This window comes from Halobacteriovorax sp. DA5, assembly GCF_002903145.1.
Taxonomy (GTDB): domain Bacteria; phylum Bdellovibrionota; class Bacteriovoracia; order Bacteriovoracales; family Bacteriovoracaceae; genus Halobacteriovorax_A.
Map to the genome: position 1 here is coordinate 69,660 of NZ_PPDJ01000009.1, position 16,994 is coordinate 86,653.

Genomic DNA, 16,994 nt, shown 5'->3' on the forward strand with positions numbered 1-16,994 from the left:
TAGATTTATCAAGGATGATGAAATGACGATAAAAGCAAAAGATGTGAAGCTTGAAGTAAGGCTTTCTAATTTAAAAGATATTGATGGAATTCATGATTTAGTGGCCCGTTCTTATACTGGGTTTCCTGATGATTATACAAAGGGAATGATTCGCGGTCAGATTACAAATTATCCAGAAGGAAACTTTGTTGCTACACTAAATGGTAAAATTGTTGGTTACTCGGCAAGTATTCTACTTCCTGAAAAAACAGTATTTAAAAAACACACATGGGCCAGTATTACAGGAAGGGGATATGGTTCGACTCATGATGAAGATGGTGATTATCTCTATGGTTATGAAACTTGTGTCGACCCATCTATTCGTGGTCATCGAATAGGTCAAAGATTATATAATGCTAGAAAAAGACTTGTTAAGTATGAGCGATTAAAAGGTATCGTATTTGTCGGTCGTATTCCAAGTTTACATCGACGTATCAAACAAGTTGAAAGTGTTGTAGATTATATTGAAAAAGTAAAAGAGAAAAAAATTAGAGATACAACTCTTGGCTTCCAACTTCGAAATGGTTTTGAAGTTTTAGGTGTTCTTGAAAAATATCTTCCTACTGATAAAGAGTCGATGGGATATGGAGTTCACTTGATTTGGGAGAACCCTGAATATCAAGCGCAAGAGAGTAAGAAAGATCGCCCTGTTCAGCAAAATTCAGTTCGAGTCGTTAGTGTTCAGTATCAACAACGAGGTATTTCTAGCTTCAAGGAGTTTGAAGATCTTGTTGAATACTATGTTGATGTAACGGCAGACTATCGTGCTGACTTCGTTCTATTTCCAGAATTGTTTACGATGCAGCTGCTTTCAATCAAAAATGAAGAAGTTGAGGCCAATGTTGCAATTGAGCATATGACTGCTTACACAGAAGATGTAAAAGCGCTCTTTCAGCGCCTCGCTGTAAAGTATAACGTCAATATTATCGCTGGTTCTCATCCAACAAAAGTTGGGGATCGTGTCCATAATATTAGCTATATTTGCCTTCGTGATGGACAGATTCACGAACAAGCAAAAATCCACCCAACGCCTGATGAACAATATTGGTGGAATATTGAAGGGGGAGATGAGGTTAAGGTTATTGATACTGACTGTGGCCCGATTGGTGTTTTAATCTGTTACGATAGTGAGTTTCCAGAGCTCACAAGACACCTCGCCAATCAAGGGATAAACATTCTCTTTGTTCCATTCTTAACTGATAACCGCCAAGCCTATTGTCGTGTGAAGTTTTGTTGTCAGGCCCGTGCCATTGAAAATCAAATCTATGTGGCCATGGCCGGAAATGTTGGAAACCTTCCTCGTGTAAACAATGTCGATATCCAATACGCTCAAAGTTGTATTCTAACTCCATGTGACTTTCCTTTTGCAAAAGATGGAATTGCTGCAGATACAACGCCAAATGTTGAGATGGTCGCAATTGCAGACTTAAGAATTGATACACTTTTAGAAGCAAGACAAAATGGAGCTGTGAAAAATTTAAAAGATCGCAGACATGATTTATATTCTGTCGTTTGGCATGGGAAGTAGGTGGCCTTAAGTGGCCACCAGTATCTTAATTGCTCTTAGCTGGTATTTTACTCATTCCATATTCAGTAATTGCAGTAATCGATAATGAAGGATTAACTCCAGGATTCGCTGAGATCATTGATCCGTCAAAGACATACATATTTTCGTAATTGAATACTTTATTGTCTTTGTCGATAACACCTTCTTTTTCACTTTCTCCCATACATGCTCCTCCCAGAATATGTGCCGTCGAAGGAATCCCTGTTAAGGTTTCAGTAAACATAACCATTGGCTTTCCATCAATGATTTTACAGTACTCTTTGGCCATTTGATGTGCTGTTTTAATAAACGCAGTAGGGGCCTCTCCTTTTGAGAGAACTGACTTCATTCCAAAAATACCCTTTGTGAATTTTAGAGTACTATCAAGGTGCTGCATAAATAGATGGATATTTGTTTGTTTTGCGAAATCTTTTACTGTTAAAACTTTAAACCACTTAATAGGATCTCTTAATGGCTCTATCGCAAGCTTAATCATTCTTAAAAAGAAATTAGGCTCTGAGATCATTGGAACCATAAGCACACGCCAGAATCCCGATCCCTTGCCGTAACGAGTTGGCTCAAGATGAGAGTGCTCATCAATGTCGATAATTGAACCAATAGCAACTCCCTTGGTCATATCAATATCTTTCCTGTAGGTCGTATTGAGAATAAGCGCTTCATTATTTGTTCTGATAGTATCACCGAGAGCTGGTGATAATTTAGGAAGCGATGTCTTTTTTAAATCAAGTAGTAAGTTAATAGTTCCTAGAACACCTGCACTAAAGATAACCCCATTGGCCTTTAGGTTTCTTGTTTTTCCAAAGTACTTTGTCGATTCTTTTAAAACAACTTCGTAACCTGTCTTTCCATTAGCACCATCGAGAGGTGAAACTTTTACTGCTTTATTTTCAGCAAGAATATCAACTCCAAGTTGTCGTGCAAGATAGAGGTAATTCTTATCAAGAGTATTCTTTGCATTATGACGACAACCTGTCATGCAGGCACCGCATGAGATACAGCCAGAGCGGCTTGGGCCTTTCCCATTAAAGTATGGATCTGCTACTTCAACACCTTCTTTACCTTCTTCTCCAAAATAGACGGAGACTTTTGTTGCATCAAAATATTCTTCACGTCCAATATTTTTAGCAAGCTCAAGCATCGTATGATCTGCATCACCATAGTGTCTTGTCTTTTCTGCTCCAAGCATCTTCCATGCAAGATCGTAGTAAGGTGATAGTTCTTCTTCCCAATTATTCAAATTCTTCCAAGGGCCGTGATTAAAGAATTGTGACTTAGGCTTTGGAAGTGTATTTGCGTAGACAAGAGATCCGCCACCGACACCAACGCCACTTAGAACTGAAATATGCTTAAAGAAGGTCAATTGCTGGATACCAAAGAACTTCAACTGAGGAAGCCACATCCACCTTGGAAGATTCCAATTAGTTTTTGGAAACTTCGTTGTATCAGAGAAGTCTTTCCCTTTTTCAACGACTAAGACGCTGTATCCTTTTTCAGCAAGTCTTAGTGCTGAAACCGAACCGCCGAAACCTGATCCAATAATAATATAGTCGTAACTTTCTCTGATTTTTGTATTTGGCATATATCCCTCAAAACTTTCGATCACTCATAATTATACATAAGGATTTCAATATGTTGAGTGTTTGAATATTAATTATTGATTAGAGTAATCTTGAAAATTCTCGTATTTTTAATGGTTTAACAAAAGCAGGAGCTTCCTTATTTGATGTTATAATAAAGGAGATTTTGGAGGAATTATGAAAGTAACAATCACATTCTTAGTATTGGCCATGGCAACGTCTTCTATCTTCGCCAAAGGAAGACCACTTCTTAGATGCCCAAAGCAAGGTAACAAGATTATTATCTGTCACGTGCCTCCTGGAAATCCAGATAAGGCCAAGGAAATCACAATCAATAAGAACGCAGTTCAAGATCACTTAGACCACGGTGACTATGCTGGCTACTGTGAAAACACACAGTATGCTGATAAGAAAGAGATGTGCGGAATTTGCGACGTGGATATCGATCCTACTTGTAGCTAATCATCGTTTTTATGGCGCGTACCTCATAGTTTAGTTAGACTTGTATGTTTTTCAGACAGTATTCTGTAATGATTCCAATTATGACCTCAATTCTATTAATTCTGTCATTATATTGAAAATGATATATGCACCAGTGAAATAGACGATTATATGAGAATAAATGAAAGTAGAGGTTATGAATTCTAATTTAAATGAAAAATTATACTATGAAGATTGCGAACTATTAAAAAGAGTGGCCATATTTATCATGGCCATAACTATTTATTATGTAAGTTGGTACTATGGGAAAGATATTTTAATGAATCTTTTCTATGGTTATATTAAAAACGGTGTTTTAAAACCAAAGCTTTTTTTTAGTCACTTACTTATTTATGGATCAATATTTAGCGCGATTTGCTCATATGTTATGATTTTTATTGCTTACAAATTAGGCGTAATAAGACTCCCAAAGTATTTAGTTAATATAAAGGCGGCCCTCTTATATGGTATAGTAAGTGCTCTTGCTTTATCTGTGCTTTTTATTATTTATTGGTTAATCCGCGGATATGATTTTCAATTTCTAATTAACTCTCAAAGTATTCTTGGGAATATTTTCTCTAATTATTATGAAGAAATAAGTTATAGGGCCCTACTTGTTGGTGTTACTCTAGCTCTATTTCGCAATAAATGGATTGCGATAGTTATTCCATCATTGATTATGGTTAGTACACATACTCAATATCCATTTGAGTTTAAATGTCTTGTGTTCTTAGGGTCTTGTTTTTTTAGCTATGTTTATATCAGAACATCTAACTTAGTTTCATCTTGGTCATCACATCAAGTATCAGATATCGTCTTAGATACGATTCTAAAAGTTTAAGAAAAAGATACGCGCCACCTTATAAATTATTGGAGATTAGATGAAAATTATCGACTCAGTAAAAGATGTTAATTTTAAAACTTTTCCAGGTGGAGATATGTTCAGCGTACTTGTTGGAAGGCATGACTCAACAGGTGCAAGCGAGCACCATACAGTTGCAATTGTAAAGCTTCCTGCAGGTACAAAATCAGACGAGCATTACCATAAAGAAAGAGAAGAGTCATACTTTGTTATTAGCGGTACAGGAAGGGCAATTATTGATGGAGTCGAAAATCATATTAAGGCCGGAAGTTTGGTCTATACGAAACCGAATGAAAAGCATGCCTTTATAAATGATGGTAATGACGAATTTATTTATTTGATTATTACAGCACCCTATTGGGTACCTGAAGATTCACACCATTAACTAAAGACAGACTAATTCGTGGAGAGAGTTATAAAATTATTTAAAAAATTTCACAACAAGTTGGTCGGCCATATCAAAGAAGATAAAAAAACAGAACTTGCCAGTATGATTAACTATCCTCTGAGGCTATCTGAGAAAAAAGTTGTGAAAAGCAAAAGTGAATTTATACAAAATTACGATTCTATTATTAATAAAAAAATTAAAAGAATAATTCTAAAACAAGATCAAGATTCCTTTTTCTGTAAGTCAACGGGGCTAATGTATGGAAGAGGGGAAATTTGGGTGAATAATTTCAATAAAAAATCAGAATTGAGAATAATTAGTATTTTTTCAAAATAACTTTTCCTCAGTGTTGTTGATCTAAATGGTTTAAACACTATTATACTTTCTACTATTAATTTTGATAGTTGGTTAACACTTTAGGTGTAGAGTCATCGTACATAATCTAAACTAAGGAGTTATCATGCCAAAATACATCATTGAAAGGGAGCTTCCTGGTGCTGGTAAATTATCGCAACAGGATCTACAAGGTCTCTCTCAGAAATCTTGTGATGTTTTAGAGGAAATGGGACCAAGTATTCAGTGGGTACAAAGCTATGTAACAAATGATAAGGTCTATTGTGAGTACATTGCTCCTAATGAAGATCTTATTAGGGAACACGCACATAAGGGTGATTTTCCTATTACTAGTATTGCTAAGGTTGGAACTATTATTGATCCCACCACAGCTGAGTCTTAAATTTATTTTTTAAAATAAGGGCCTTCTTAATAGAAGGCTTTTTTTGTTGTTAAGTCATGCAGACTCGAATTTGTTCGGCTTCATTTTTAGAATTGGTTTCGTGGTGTGAGAGGGATGCTCTCTCGCTCACTTCGTGTTCGCTCGTCAGCGATGCTCGGCTTCAAATGCCATCGTGGCATTTACCGCCTCAACAACTTGCGAGTCACTAGTTTCAATGACCTTGCTTGACCCAAAACAAAAAGGCCCAGACGTAAACGCCTGAGCTTTTTTAGTGGTGGGACATCGATGTTACTATGAACTATGTGTCCTTAATCCCTAAGCTATTTAATATATTGAATTTTCTATTGAAATCTAAGATAGAATTATAGCGCCCATAAAAAAAAAAGAAGGGTGATCTCTCGCCCTTCCCTGATCAGTACGCGCCACCTTTTGAGTATTTCAATTCTTTAGCAGTTAATTATTTTTGTTTTTCCCAAAATTTGATTGGAGTATAAGTTCGTTTTTATGTTTGATGTCATGCTGTATTAGCGATATTTATAAAATGTTAAATAATCCATTAATAGAAGCTAAAAAAGTCATTTTAAATTTGTAAGTCGTTGTAATCTTCAAAAGGTGGCGCGTACCGCTGGTGATCTCCCTTGACCCAAAATAAAAAAAAGCCCCGACAGAGTCGAGGCTTTTTTTGTGGTGGGCCATTGATGTCACTTTATGAACGATGTGTCCATAATCCCTAAGTAATTAATTAAATTCAAATTTCAAATAAATTCGAATATAGATTTATAACGTCTATAAAAAGAAGGGCGATCTCTCGCCCTTCCCCGAATTAGAACTTGCTCAGTATAATCAATAGATTAAGTAAGCAAATTACTAACTCTAGTAGCAATAAAAAATCCTCCATGATTTCTCCCTATGGATGCTCGTCGTTGAGCAGGAGAAAGGACTTTTTATTGAAACTTTATTCGTGTTATAATTCTTCTATCCCTTCCCCGAGTAAGGGCTCTATTAGCAATAGAAATTAGCCTCTGTTAGTCAGGGGCTTTTTTGTATGCAAGTACTTAGAATAGATGGTTTAACATAAGTAATTGAGAGTATTGATATTTAAGATTGTTAATTTAAGAAATTGTAATAATTTGAAGTAAATATTTTTGTAGCAGAATATGTAGTATGAGAGGTATTTATTTATCAGATAAAGAAATATGTAGGTACAGAAGTATTTGAGGATAAACGATTATTAAATCTCATTTTAGGCTTAGATAAGTTGAATATGGAGCCAATTATGAAGGCTTCAAAATATAGTGATTTTCCATGGGATATGAGAATTAGTGGTTTAAATAGGGGCTCGACATTTATTGTCACAATATGGACGAGTGAGAATTTTGTTGGTTATTTAGAAATTGGTGAGCATTGGGATAACTCTAATGATCTTGAACTTTCTTCTATCCAGATATACCCAAGATACAGAAAGACATTTGCTTTTAAAAAGTTACTAAAGGAAGGATTTAAATACTTAACAAGTAAAGGTCCGGAATGTGATATCTATAGTCATGTGCAAGTTTCAAATATAAAAATGATGACGATATTTAAGCGTCTTGGCTTTAGCTTTTCAGAAGGGAGAAGTTCTCACACTATGCAAGTTAAAGGGAAGCTGAGTGAGATATTAGATACTGATTTATATAAATTGATAATGAATTAATCATTCTTTGAAAAGGTTTCGTGGAGTGAGAGGGATGCTCTCTCGCTCACTTCGTGTTCGCTTGTCAGCGATGCTCGGCTTCAAATGCCATCGTGGCATTTGCCGCCTCAACAACTTGTTCCATGATCAAAACTTGAAAATCTTGAATATCGCACAAATAAAAAAAGCCCCGACAGAGTCGAGGCTTTTTTCATGGTGGGCCATGCAAGACTTGAACTTGCGACCACCCGGTTATGAGCCGGGGGCTCTAACCAACTGAGCTAATGGCCCTCAATTGGAATTTTGAAACTTAAATTTATCCAAGTTTTGGTAATCTGGCTACAAAATTTTGCTATGTGGCAGTGGTGCGATGTGTAATTGGCGGGAGTAGTCAAATACGCAAAACAATGAAATGATACTCTCATGACAAAGTTTAGTAAGTATAGCTCTAATGGAAATGACTTCATTCTCATTGATAATCGCGATGGGAAGCAAGACGTTGGCAACACACAAAAATGGCAGCAACTATGTCAGCGCTGCTTTGGTATCGGTGCCGATGGAGTGGTTTTTCTGGAAAGTAGTGACAAGTATGACTTTCATATGCGCTACCTAAATGCTGATGGCAATGAAGAGAGTATGTGTGGAAACGCAACTCGTGCTATCACTGACTTCTATCGCCGTACGACGCAAACAAAGAATACTGACTTTAAATTTACTACGGGAAGTGGGCTCTACTCTTCAGGTATTGAAGGTGATGTCATCTGGGTTCACATGGCCGTCATTAAAGACGCTGATCTATATGATCTCTCGAACAAATATGAAGATGCTCAAGATTCGTACTATATTAATACTGGTGTTGAACACAGTGTATTTATGGTCTATGACGCGCAAGAAGTTGATGTTGATTCTGTTGGCAGACGCATTCGCTTTGATGAAGATTTCCCTCGAGGCTCAAATGCTAACTTCATTAATCAAATTGATGAAGGTGAGTGGCGTATTCGAACATATGAGCGTGGGGTCGAAGCCGAGACCTTTGCTTGTGGGACGGGGAATGTCGCAGCGGCATGTATGCTGTGGGATAAGGAATATGAACATAGAGACGAAATAGAATTTCTCACAAATGGTGGTATACTATTTGTTAAAAGAGTCGATGGCTTCATCTATTTAGGGGGCCAGACAAAACTTGTCTATACTGGTGAATTTAATGATTAAAAAGTTTTTATTACTTCTCCTTCTATGTCTAAACACATATGCCACAATTTTTGTGGAAGTTGTGATGACTCATGAAAAGGACTTCGAAGGGCAAACGATTCTCATGAGTGAACTTCACTTCATAGAAAATATTCAGCCAGAAAAGATGAGTCGATTTGTGATGAAGAGTAAGATCGATCTTCTCTTAAGTGGTCAATTTGTTGATAGCGGTGAAATCTATGGCCCAGGTGCTATGGTTAGAATAGAAGGGAGAGTTCTTTCCAAAACGCTCTCAAAGAGTTTTGAACTGAGTCTTAATTTAGGAACTGAAGGTGATGTTGTTTTCAGTGAACCTGAGCTTGGTCAAAAAACAAAAATTAAAATCAAACCAGTAGTTCATTAATGTCTGAAGAAAATTTTGAAAGATTAGATAAGAAACTCGTCGAGCTCGGCCTTGTTGCTACTCGCAGTCGTGCCCAACAGGTAATAGGTGATGGTAAAGTCACTGTTGCGGGTAAAGTTGTAACTAAAACATCATATAAAGTTTCAAGTAGTGATGACGTTCAACTTAATGAAAGTAGCGAAGAAGTTGGCCGTGGCTTTCATAAAATTGCCGGTGCCCTCGAAGCATTTGATGTTATTATTGAGAATAAATTAGTCGCAGATGTTGGTGCCAGCACTGGTGGTTTTACGCAATTTTGCCTAAATCATGGAGCCTCTAAAGTCTTTGCCATTGACGTTGGGCATGGACAACTTGCACCAAGTCTTGTTAGTGATGCTAGAGTGGTAAACCTCGAAGGAACAAATATAAGGGAGCTTCATAAGTTAGACAAAGCTGTTGATCTTTGTGTTGTTGACCTTTCATTTATTTCCCTGAACTTGATTTGGAAAAATTTAGTTGATATCAGTAATGACGATGCTGAAATGATCGTTCTTTTTAAACCTCAATTTGAAGTTGGAAGAGATGGTATTGGTAAGAAGGGAATTGTAAAAGATAATAGTTATGTTCTAAGGGCCGTTGAAGAAATGAAGATTCAATGTGAAGCCATGGGACTTGGGATTCTTGGATTTAAGCCTTGTGTAATTAAAGGACGTAAGAGTGGAAATCAAGAATACTTTTTATATTTAAAGAAGAACGCTAAATCTCTTCTTTCGCTAGAAGATTTGAATAAAGAAGTTGGAGAATAAAATGAGAGTATGTGTATTTTGTGGATCATCAAGTGGAAAGGGTGAAACGTATCTAAATTATGCCAAGGACTTAGGTGAGAAGCTTGTCGGTAATGGCCACTACCTCGTTTATGGTGGTGCCTCTATTGGTGTAATGGGAAAGATTGCAGATACAATGCTGGCTAAAGACGGACACGTTATTGGTGTTATGCCAAAGTCTCTTATTGATTGGGAAGTAGGGCATCAAGGTCTAACTGAGTTTATAGAAGTGGATACAATGCATACTCGTAAAGAAAGAATGTATGAGCTTTCAGATGTCTTCGTGACTTATCCTGGTGGGTTTGGAACACTTGATGAATTATTTGAAATTACAACATGGGCACAGCTTCAATATCACAAGAAGCCAATCTATTTAGTTAATGTAAACGGCTACTTTGATCATTTAATTAAACATATTGAAAATTCAGTTGCTGAGGGATTTATCTCGAAAGAGCACTTTGAGTTGATTACGATTTTAAATTCAAATGAAGAATTAATGGAGAGGATCAATTAAGATCCTCTCATATATTTTATTCTTGTAGAATAATATAAATATTTGGCTCGTCGATTTCGATTTTATCATTTTCAAATCTTTCTAATTCTTTGAAAATTGTACGACGAACATTAAATAGTCCAGCTTTTGCCTTATCAATTCTAATATTAACAATTTTATTTCCTAGGTCGTAAGATGCACGTCCTTCAAACTTAACTTTTACACCTTTAGAAACATTTCCTTTAAGGTGGCCATCAAACTTTCCACCACGAATATTAAGCTTTAAGTCATCAATTTCGACAGCACTTCCAAGAGTTTCATATTCATTTGTTAGATTGTAGAAACTTCTCTCACTACTTTGAAAAAAAGCACTACCAACATTTAGACTAAGATAATTAAAACAGTTTTGTAGAAGCTGCTCGTATTCATTACCTTCACGGCTTTGCTTTTGACACTCTAAGCTTGTTCCGGATAGACGAGTTGAAAATCCTTCTCCACTAGCTTGTACTTGGTTTAAGTTCAATCCAATATTAGTGTCGCCGTTATTGTAATTAATATTTGAGATTCCAATTTTTTCGGCATCGTTGATTTGAAGTGATGAAAGGTCTAACTCAAAAGATTCGTTATCAATAGAAAAGATTAATGTTCCACCATAGTTTTCAACTTCTAGATTTGGATTGATAAAGTCTCCAAAGCCCTTAATTGAAATTTCTTTACTTGTTCCCGTCCCTTTAGGACTTGTATAATTAGCATTCAGTTGGTTGATTTTTCCAATAGGAAATGCTGGTTTCTCATTAAGATCATTGGCATAGGCCGTGGAAATATTGGTGAAAATTAGGCAATAGGATGCCGCTATCATTTGACATGACTTCTTCAACATAAACAACTCCGTTTGATTGTGTGTGGTTAGAAACAAAATCGGGATAAAGTCATGCTTTACGTAGAATTTGATGAGCTCTTAGAAAAAAGGGTAAATAATGCCGCTTTAGTTGAGTCTAAGTTGTTAAATTTACATTCATTGATACAGTAGTTGTTCACTTTGATAGACTATTCAAGAATCGAGTTTTTGTGTTAAAGTGCGAGAAATGTTCAAGAAAATTACGTTCCTATTTATCCTCTTTCTATTTGTCTTAGCAGGCTATGTATTATCACGTGTGCCCGTTCTAAACATTAATAGACTGGCCAGTGGTTATGTTAAAACGACTGTAAAGAATGAAGATGTGTCTTATCTTGTAACAAGTAAGAGACCTCGCAATTGGGCCTATATCAATACTATGCCGAAGCATGTTTACTATGCCTTCATTGTTAGTGAAGATTGGTCATTTTATGAGCACCAAGGTGTCGACTTTAGACAAATCTATCATGCTGTTACTGATCACTTAAAAGGTGAGAAGTTGAGAGGTGCAAGTACAATTTCTCAGCAGCTTGCAAAGAATCTTTATACTAAGAGTGAAAGAAGTCTTGAACGAAAAGTCTTTGAACTTTTTACGACAATGTATTTAGAAGAAAAGTTATCAAAGAATCGAATTCTTGAAACCTATTTGAATGTCATTGAATTTGGAAAAGGCTTGTATGGAATAAAAGACGCAAGTTGGTACTATTTTAAAAAGCGCCCTGCTGATTTGAATCCAAAAGAATCTGCTTTTTTAGCAATGTTACTTCCTAATCCAAAAATTTATTCACAATCGTTTAGAGACAAGAAGCTAACTGAGTATGCAACGACAACAGTTAACTCAATCCTTCGAAAAATGAAAGTTACTAAGGCCATATCGGAAGAAGAGATGTTAGCCTATCAAAAGGAAGCCCTTTCATTTGAGCAGGTAACTGTTAAAGAAAGTGGAAGTAAGCAAATACTAGAAGAGGAATTCTTTGAGCTTTAAAAGTGCCTTGGAGCAAGTATATTCAAATACATCATTGAAGCCAGCAAAGAAGCGTCGAGAACTTCTTGTCGAGCAAATGTTTGCTAATGAAGCTTCTGGTCTTGATTGTCTTAAGTGTACTGGCCGATGTTGTACGTATGAAGCAAATTCGATGCAAATGACTTCAATTGAGGCTCTAGAGGCTATGGCCGTTCTTGAAGAGAAGAATCTTCTTAATGATGAAACTAAGAAAAGGCTTGAAGATTGTATTTCAGAGTTTCGCCTAGATAAGTATATTCAAATAGGCCCTGGAGAGTTTTTTAGAAAGTCATATACATGCCCTTTCTATTTTTATCCAAGTTTTGGTTGTGGACTAGGTGTTGATCATAAACCTTACGGATGTATTGCATTTAATCCATGTGAAGCGAATCAAGAGGATGGTGGGAACTGTCAAAGTGATTTAGATATTCAAGAAAAGCGAAATCTTCAATTTGAAAAAACAGAAGATCTCGCAGACAAATATTTATATGATCAATATAAAGTTTCTCTATTAAAAGAACCGATCCCAATTAAACTACTCGAAATTTGGAAGAAGGTTTATTCCGAAAAATTATAACGTAATCCCATTACCATTGTTGTAACAGTAAAGTCGGTATCGTAGATGAAGTTTACATTAGAACCTGAGCTATAGTGATAACCGCCATATATATAAAAGCGTTTGCTCAATGGAATCTCAATATCCATTCCTAAAGTCCAAAGTAAGTAAGAGTCATCTTCTAAAACATCATTATTACTATATTCACGATTAACATACTTGAATCCAAATAGAGGCTGAAACCACCAGAGCTTAAAGGCCGTAGTTGCCATTAAACCGCTTTCTTTCAAGTCTGTTTTGATTGTGCTTGATTCTAATTCATACGTGGCTTCGTCATAAGTGTTTTGATAGTAAGAAATTTTTGTTAACAGCCAATTCGTTTCTTCTGAAATTCCAATATGAAAGCCCGTACCATCTGTTTTATACGGACCAAGACTGACATCCGGAGAAAATAGATTGTCGATAGTTGTCTTTTCTTCATAAGTCGGCATTTGCGCACCAGCAACAATTCCATACTTTGCAGCACATGAAGTTAGAAAAAATAAAATTAAAATCGGAAATAAAACCTTCATACCTCTCCCTTAAATAAATAATAAATTCATTGTTAAGTATTATTAAAATTTATTTAAGAGAGAAAAAGTTCTTTATATGTTGTTTAAGATAAGCTCTGATAGCGGTTTTGGAAGAATATTGTTAGGAACTTTCATGATAATGTGGCCGCCTTCTTTGTTTTGAAATTTACCAAAGCTATCATCAAAACGAAACTCTGCATTCTCAAATGTACGCACATTGATTTCATTACCATTGACGTGATCTACGAATGAAGATTCAAACTTAAGTTTCTCTAAAGACAACTCTTCATTCAAGATAAAGAACCAGTGATAGATTTCTGCCTTTGGAGCATCGTCAGCTAATCCCAACTTTTTTACTTCAATAACAGATACATTTTCATTCATAAAATAAAATAATGTTTCAAATTTTTTTTCCATAAAAATATTTTACTTTGCTAAAAGACGAAGAGTAAAGAAATTGGCAGGGATATTTGGTTAAGAATCAGATTAGGAAATTTATACGGTCAGATGAAGTCTTTGGGAATGTTCAAAAAGAAATATAAGAATGAATTGCTATAAAAAAGAAAGAAGAAGTGAATAAAAGTATACTGAAACACATCATCTAACCGATATAAATCCTAAATCTGTAACTATAATATCAGCAATGTAGATGATGTCAAATAAAAGTTTGACTAATGAAACTTTCAAGGCTTGATTTAATTTAAATTATTGAAATAAGGGAGGTGAGCAGGGCGTTGGCCCTACTCACTAAGGTTATTTATGGTTAGGCAGCTTTATTGCCACCGACGAGGTCGATAACTAATTTGACGATATCATCGAGATTATCTGCTTGGCCTTTTAGAATTGCGGCCGAGCGAGATGCTTCTTGTGCAGAGTTATTATTTTGAATTGTTGTTTCATCGATGAGTCTGATTGCATTCGTAATTTCATTTACACCTTGTGTTTGTTCGTTACATGCACTTGCGATCTCAGTAATTTTTCCATTTACGTTCTGTACATTGAAAACGATTTTATCGAGAACTTCTTTACACTGGCCGGCCTTCTGTCTTCCAGCATCAACAGTTTTTGAACTGCTTTGAATAACTTCATTTACCATTGCAGTTGTGCCTGAAACAATTGCTTCGACATTCTTGATTGATTCATCAATTAATACTTTGATTTCATCAGATGCAGCTCCAGACATTGATGCAAGAGATCCGATCTCTTCTGCAACAACAGCAAAACCTTTTCCACTTTCACCTGATCTAGCAGCTTCAACAGAAGCATTGAAAGAAAGAAGTTTCGTTTGAAAAACAATGTCATTAATAACTTTAGTCTTATCTTCAATTTCTTTAATGATATTTAAGATCTCTTGAACTTGGTTATTACTACTTTCCATTTTCTTCATTGCATCTGTGTTGCTATTTGAAATATTCTCAATAGCGTAAAGCATTTCATCGATAGTGCGTTTACCGTTTTGTACTTCGTACTCAGACTGCTCACCTGACTTTTTAGAGTCCTCAGCGAATTCAGTATTTCTTCGTATCATTGAAGATATTTCATCAACTGAAGCAACTGTTTCTTGAAGAGACGCAGCCTGTTCATTAGTTGCAGCAGATAATTGAGTTGATGTGTTATATGTTACTTTGGAACCGTTAGCGACTTGTAGTGAAGTTTCTTTAAGTTGATTTGCCATTGTTAGGAGAGGATTTGATACACTTGTTTTTAAAACGAAAGCAAATAATGCACCAATAACAATAAGACCGATAAAACCGAACATTGCTTGGTTTAGAAAGACGCTGAAAATATAATCATTAACGTCGTCAACATAGATACCTGTACCAAGTACCCATCCCCATGGCTTGAATAACTCAACGTAAGAGTACTTCTCAACAAATACATTACTATCAGCTTTACTATTCCAGATGTAGTTAACAAAACCTTTGTCCTGTTTTTTTACAAGAGCAACAACGTCATTAAAGAGAGGTTTTCCTGCCTTGTCGACAAATGTCTTAACACTTTTTCCTCTAAGGCCATCACTTGGGTGAACGATCATTCTTGGCTCAAGGTCATTGATCCAAACATAGTCATCCATATCACGTCCATAGCGAATACTTGCAATGTAATGTTTTGTGATCTCTTTAGCTTCCTTTAATGTATACTCACCAGCTTCCACTTTTTCGTTCATCGACTCAAGGAAGTGATAAGCGGTTTTAGTCACATCCTCAATTTGATTTTTCTTTTCCTGTAATAGCGCAGACTTTGTTGAGCTATAAGAGTAGGCAATAAAGATTGAAGTGAAGATAACAAATGGTATGAGGGCCATCAGAATTATCTTCGTGTTTAAACTTAGACTTTTCATTAACGCTTTCATAATTCTCCTGAGTTTCTATACAATTTCTAAAGATTCTTGCTATAACTTCGGTAAAAGAAATGTATTTGTTAGTGATGTTAATCAGTTTTTAGGCTCGTTTCGCTAACAATTTTGTAAGTTTGAAACGAAATTTGTTACAATTTATCTAAGCAAAACTAATCTTGATGAGAAAATAAATGAAGTTACTTTCAACTAAAATATTTCCTCTCATAGGCCTTGTTGTCTCTGGGATCTATCTTCTAAATCCGACCGCTGGAATTATCGAATTAATTCCAGATAATATTCCCTATATTGGTAACCTCGATGAAGCGGGTGCCGTGATTCTGTTTCTATCTTGTTTAAAGATACTTCGCGCCAAAAAAGAAAGAGAGTAATTTTCTTAGTTTCCTAATCAGCAAAATCAAAGGTAAAATTATAATGTGAACATCTTTGTAATTAGACAAAGATCTTTACACTTTTGTACCTAAAATTGATCAAAAAATGACACTTGATTAATTTATAGGCAGATAATGGAGATGTATCTAATCGAAATCTTGTGACTACTGGTGGCATGATTGTTGCAGTAATTTCAGTATGTTTAAGAGTTAATCTCTAATTAATATATAGGAGCAAATTATGAAAATTGTTAAAGGTTTATTCATCTCTTCACTCGTTATGGTTTCAACTGCTTACGCGGCAACAACTGGAACTCTTGTTTTAAAAGGGCAAGTTCCTGCACTATTGTCAATTAGTGTTACACCAGAGGCCGTTGCATCTGCTCTTCCTCTAGACACTACTCAAGTGGACTCTAAAGTTGCTACTGTAAATGAGGTTTCAAACTCAAATAGTGGTTATACTGTTTCTTTTAGTTCAGCAAACCAAGGAAAGCTAGTTCACAATTCAGTTACTTCATCGTCAATCGACTATGCATTAAGCTATGACGGAAATGCTGTTGATTTATCAACTACTGATGTATTCACATTCTCATCTGCGGCAAGTGTGAATGTCGATAAGGATTTAGCAATTTCTTATACTGGTGTCGATCACCAAAACCTTATTCAAGGTGAATACGCTGATACAGTTACTTTAACGATTGCAGCTAATTAATACTTAAGTTTTTTAGTCAGATATCCGATAGGCAGAGTGATGAAATACTTTACTCTGCCTTTTTTATTTGTCACCTCCCTTCTTTCACTCAGTGTTTACGCGAGTGAGGCCAAAGAATTACACTTGAGAGGAAGAGTTCCAGCGTCTGTTGTAGTCGTTGATGAGGTCGGTACTAAAGAGCCAAATGATGCTATTAAGTCTAATCTTGATAAGAATTCTTATGATGTTAAAAAGTCTGAGAAGAATGGCCATCCAATGATTGAAATTTCCTTTCATTAATTCATCTTCAATTAAAATTTGTGTATAATAAATAGGGTC

At 35.7% G+C, this 16,994-nt stretch carries 20 protein-coding genes and 1 tRNA gene; 15 read left to right on the forward strand and 6 right to left on the reverse strand.

Translation table 11 applies throughout. The features are described from left to right. Positions 1-22: 22 nt before the first annotated feature. Complete coding sequence (locus C0Z22_RS12875) at positions 23-1,567, forward strand: carbon-nitrogen hydrolase family protein (protein ID WP_103218782.1); 1,545 nt, start codon at positions 23-25, stop codon at positions 1,565-1,567. 25 nt (positions 1,568-1,592) lie between these two features. On the opposite strand, the gene C0Z22_RS12880 is transcribed toward C0Z22_RS12875, so the two are convergent. Beyond that, a complete protein-coding gene (locus C0Z22_RS12880; RefSeq protein ID WP_103218783.1) occupies positions 1,593-3,185 on the reverse strand; it encodes a GMC oxidoreductase in 1,593 nt (530 codons plus the stop codon). 175 nt (positions 3,186-3,360) lie between these two features. On the opposite strand from C0Z22_RS12880, the gene C0Z22_RS12885 reads away from it, so the two are divergent. The 5 genes from C0Z22_RS12885 (at position 3,361) to C0Z22_RS12910 (ending at position 7,342) form a co-directional block, all read left to right on the forward strand. Then, entirely contained in the window at positions 3,361-3,645 is a 285-nt protein-coding gene (locus tag C0Z22_RS12885) for a hypothetical protein (RefSeq protein WP_103218784.1), read from the forward strand. Between the two features lie 160 nt (positions 3,646-3,805). Beyond that, a complete protein-coding gene (locus C0Z22_RS12890) occupies positions 3,806-4,504 on the forward strand; it encodes a CPBP family intramembrane glutamic endopeptidase (RefSeq protein ID WP_103218785.1) in 699 nt (232 codons plus the stop codon). A gap of 40 nt (positions 4,505-4,544) precedes the next feature. After that, complete coding sequence (locus C0Z22_RS12895; RefSeq protein WP_103218786.1) at positions 4,545-4,910, forward strand: cupin domain-containing protein; 366 nt, start codon at positions 4,545-4,547, stop codon at positions 4,908-4,910. A gap of 463 nt (positions 4,911-5,373) precedes the next feature. Beyond that, positions 5,374-5,649, forward strand: a complete 276-nt coding sequence (locus C0Z22_RS12905) for a DUF4242 domain-containing protein (RefSeq protein ID WP_103218788.1) — start codon at positions 5,374-5,376, stop codon at positions 5,647-5,649. Positions 5,650-6,913: 1,264 nt separating this feature from the next. Beyond that, positions 6,914-7,342: a GNAT family N-acetyltransferase gene (locus C0Z22_RS12910; protein WP_233189731.1), complete on the forward strand. Its 429-nt coding sequence runs from the start codon at positions 6,914-6,916 to the stop codon at positions 7,340-7,342. Between the two features lie 193 nt (positions 7,343-7,535). Here the strand turns inward: C0Z22_RS12910 and C0Z22_RS12915 are convergent. Further along, positions 7,536-7,612 (reverse strand) — tRNA-Ile (locus C0Z22_RS12915). A 132-nt stretch (positions 7,613-7,744) separates the two neighbouring features. On the opposite strand from C0Z22_RS12915, the gene dapF reads away from it, so the two are divergent. The 4 genes from dapF to C0Z22_RS12935 are packed head-to-tail and all read left to right on the forward strand — an operon-like array spanning position 7,745 to position 10,232. After that, positions 7,745-8,533, forward strand: coding sequence for a diaminopimelate epimerase (dapF, locus tag C0Z22_RS12920; RefSeq protein ID WP_103218790.1), 789 nt, complete (start codon positions 7,745-7,747; stop codon positions 8,531-8,533). After that, positions 8,526-8,915, forward strand: a complete 390-nt coding sequence (locus C0Z22_RS12925; RefSeq protein WP_103218791.1) for a hypothetical protein — start codon at positions 8,526-8,528, stop codon at positions 8,913-8,915. Before dapF ends, C0Z22_RS12925 begins: the two co-directional genes overlap by 8 nt. Further along, positions 8,915-9,700 carry a TlyA family RNA methyltransferase gene (locus tag C0Z22_RS12930; protein ID WP_103218792.1) on the forward strand — a complete coding sequence of 262 codons (786 nt, stop codon included), beginning with the start codon at positions 8,915-8,917 and terminating at the stop codon, positions 9,698-9,700. Before C0Z22_RS12925 ends, C0Z22_RS12930 begins: the two co-directional genes overlap by 1 nt. Position 9,701: 1 nt before the next feature. Then, positions 9,702-10,232, forward strand: a complete 531-nt coding sequence (locus C0Z22_RS12935) for a TIGR00730 family Rossman fold protein (RefSeq protein ID WP_103218793.1) — start codon at positions 9,702-9,704, stop codon at positions 10,230-10,232. A 16-nt stretch (positions 10,233-10,248) separates the two neighbouring features. On the opposite strand, the gene C0Z22_RS12940 is transcribed toward C0Z22_RS12935, so the two are convergent. Next, positions 10,249-11,091, reverse strand: a complete 843-nt coding sequence (locus C0Z22_RS12940; RefSeq protein WP_103218794.1) for a hypothetical protein — start codon at positions 11,089-11,091, stop codon at positions 10,249-10,251. A gap of 205 nt (positions 11,092-11,296) precedes the next feature. Between C0Z22_RS12940 and C0Z22_RS12945 the strand changes: the two genes are divergently transcribed. Then, positions 11,297-12,091, forward strand: a complete 795-nt coding sequence (locus C0Z22_RS12945; RefSeq protein ID WP_103218795.1) for a biosynthetic peptidoglycan transglycosylase — start codon at positions 11,297-11,299, stop codon at positions 12,089-12,091. Next, positions 12,081-12,686 (forward strand): hypothetical protein, encoded by a 606-nt coding sequence (locus C0Z22_RS12950; RefSeq protein WP_103218796.1) that lies wholly within the window; start codon positions 12,081-12,083, stop codon positions 12,684-12,686. Before C0Z22_RS12945 ends, C0Z22_RS12950 begins: the two co-directional genes overlap by 11 nt. Here C0Z22_RS12950 and C0Z22_RS12955 read toward each other — a convergent pair. The 3 genes from C0Z22_RS12955 to C0Z22_RS12965 form a co-directional block, all read right to left on the reverse strand. Continuing rightward, positions 12,668-13,237, reverse strand: a complete 570-nt coding sequence (locus C0Z22_RS12955; RefSeq protein WP_103218797.1) for a hypothetical protein — start codon at positions 13,235-13,237, stop codon at positions 12,668-12,670. The two genes, C0Z22_RS12950 and C0Z22_RS12955, sit on opposite strands and share 19 nt — an antisense overlap. A gap of 72 nt (positions 13,238-13,309) precedes the next feature. After that, on the reverse strand, positions 13,310-13,654 hold the full coding sequence (locus C0Z22_RS12960; protein ID WP_103218798.1) for a hypothetical protein: 345 nt from the start codon (positions 13,652-13,654) through the stop codon (positions 13,310-13,312). 346 nt (positions 13,655-14,000) lie between these two features. Then, on the reverse strand, positions 14,001-15,590 hold the full coding sequence (locus tag C0Z22_RS12965) for a methyl-accepting chemotaxis protein (protein ID WP_103218799.1): 1,590 nt from the start codon (positions 15,588-15,590) through the stop codon (positions 14,001-14,003). Between the two features lie 176 nt (positions 15,591-15,766). Here C0Z22_RS12965 and C0Z22_RS12970 point away from each other — a divergent pair, with 176 nt between their 5' ends. The 3 genes from C0Z22_RS12970 (at position 15,767) to C0Z22_RS12980 (ending at position 16,955) form a co-directional block, all read left to right on the forward strand. Then, positions 15,767-15,964 (forward strand): DUF1232 domain-containing protein, encoded by a 198-nt coding sequence (locus C0Z22_RS12970; protein WP_103218800.1) that lies wholly within the window; start codon positions 15,767-15,769, stop codon positions 15,962-15,964. Between the two features lie 241 nt (positions 15,965-16,205). Further along, a complete protein-coding gene (locus C0Z22_RS12975; RefSeq protein WP_103218801.1) occupies positions 16,206-16,676 on the forward strand; it encodes a fimbrial protein in 471 nt (156 codons plus the stop codon). A 39-nt stretch (positions 16,677-16,715) separates the two neighbouring features. After that, positions 16,716-16,955 carry a hypothetical protein gene (locus C0Z22_RS12980; RefSeq protein ID WP_103218802.1) on the forward strand — a complete coding sequence of 80 codons (240 nt, stop codon included), beginning with the start codon at positions 16,716-16,718 and terminating at the stop codon, positions 16,953-16,955. The last annotated feature ends 39 nt before the right edge of the window (positions 16,956-16,994 follow it).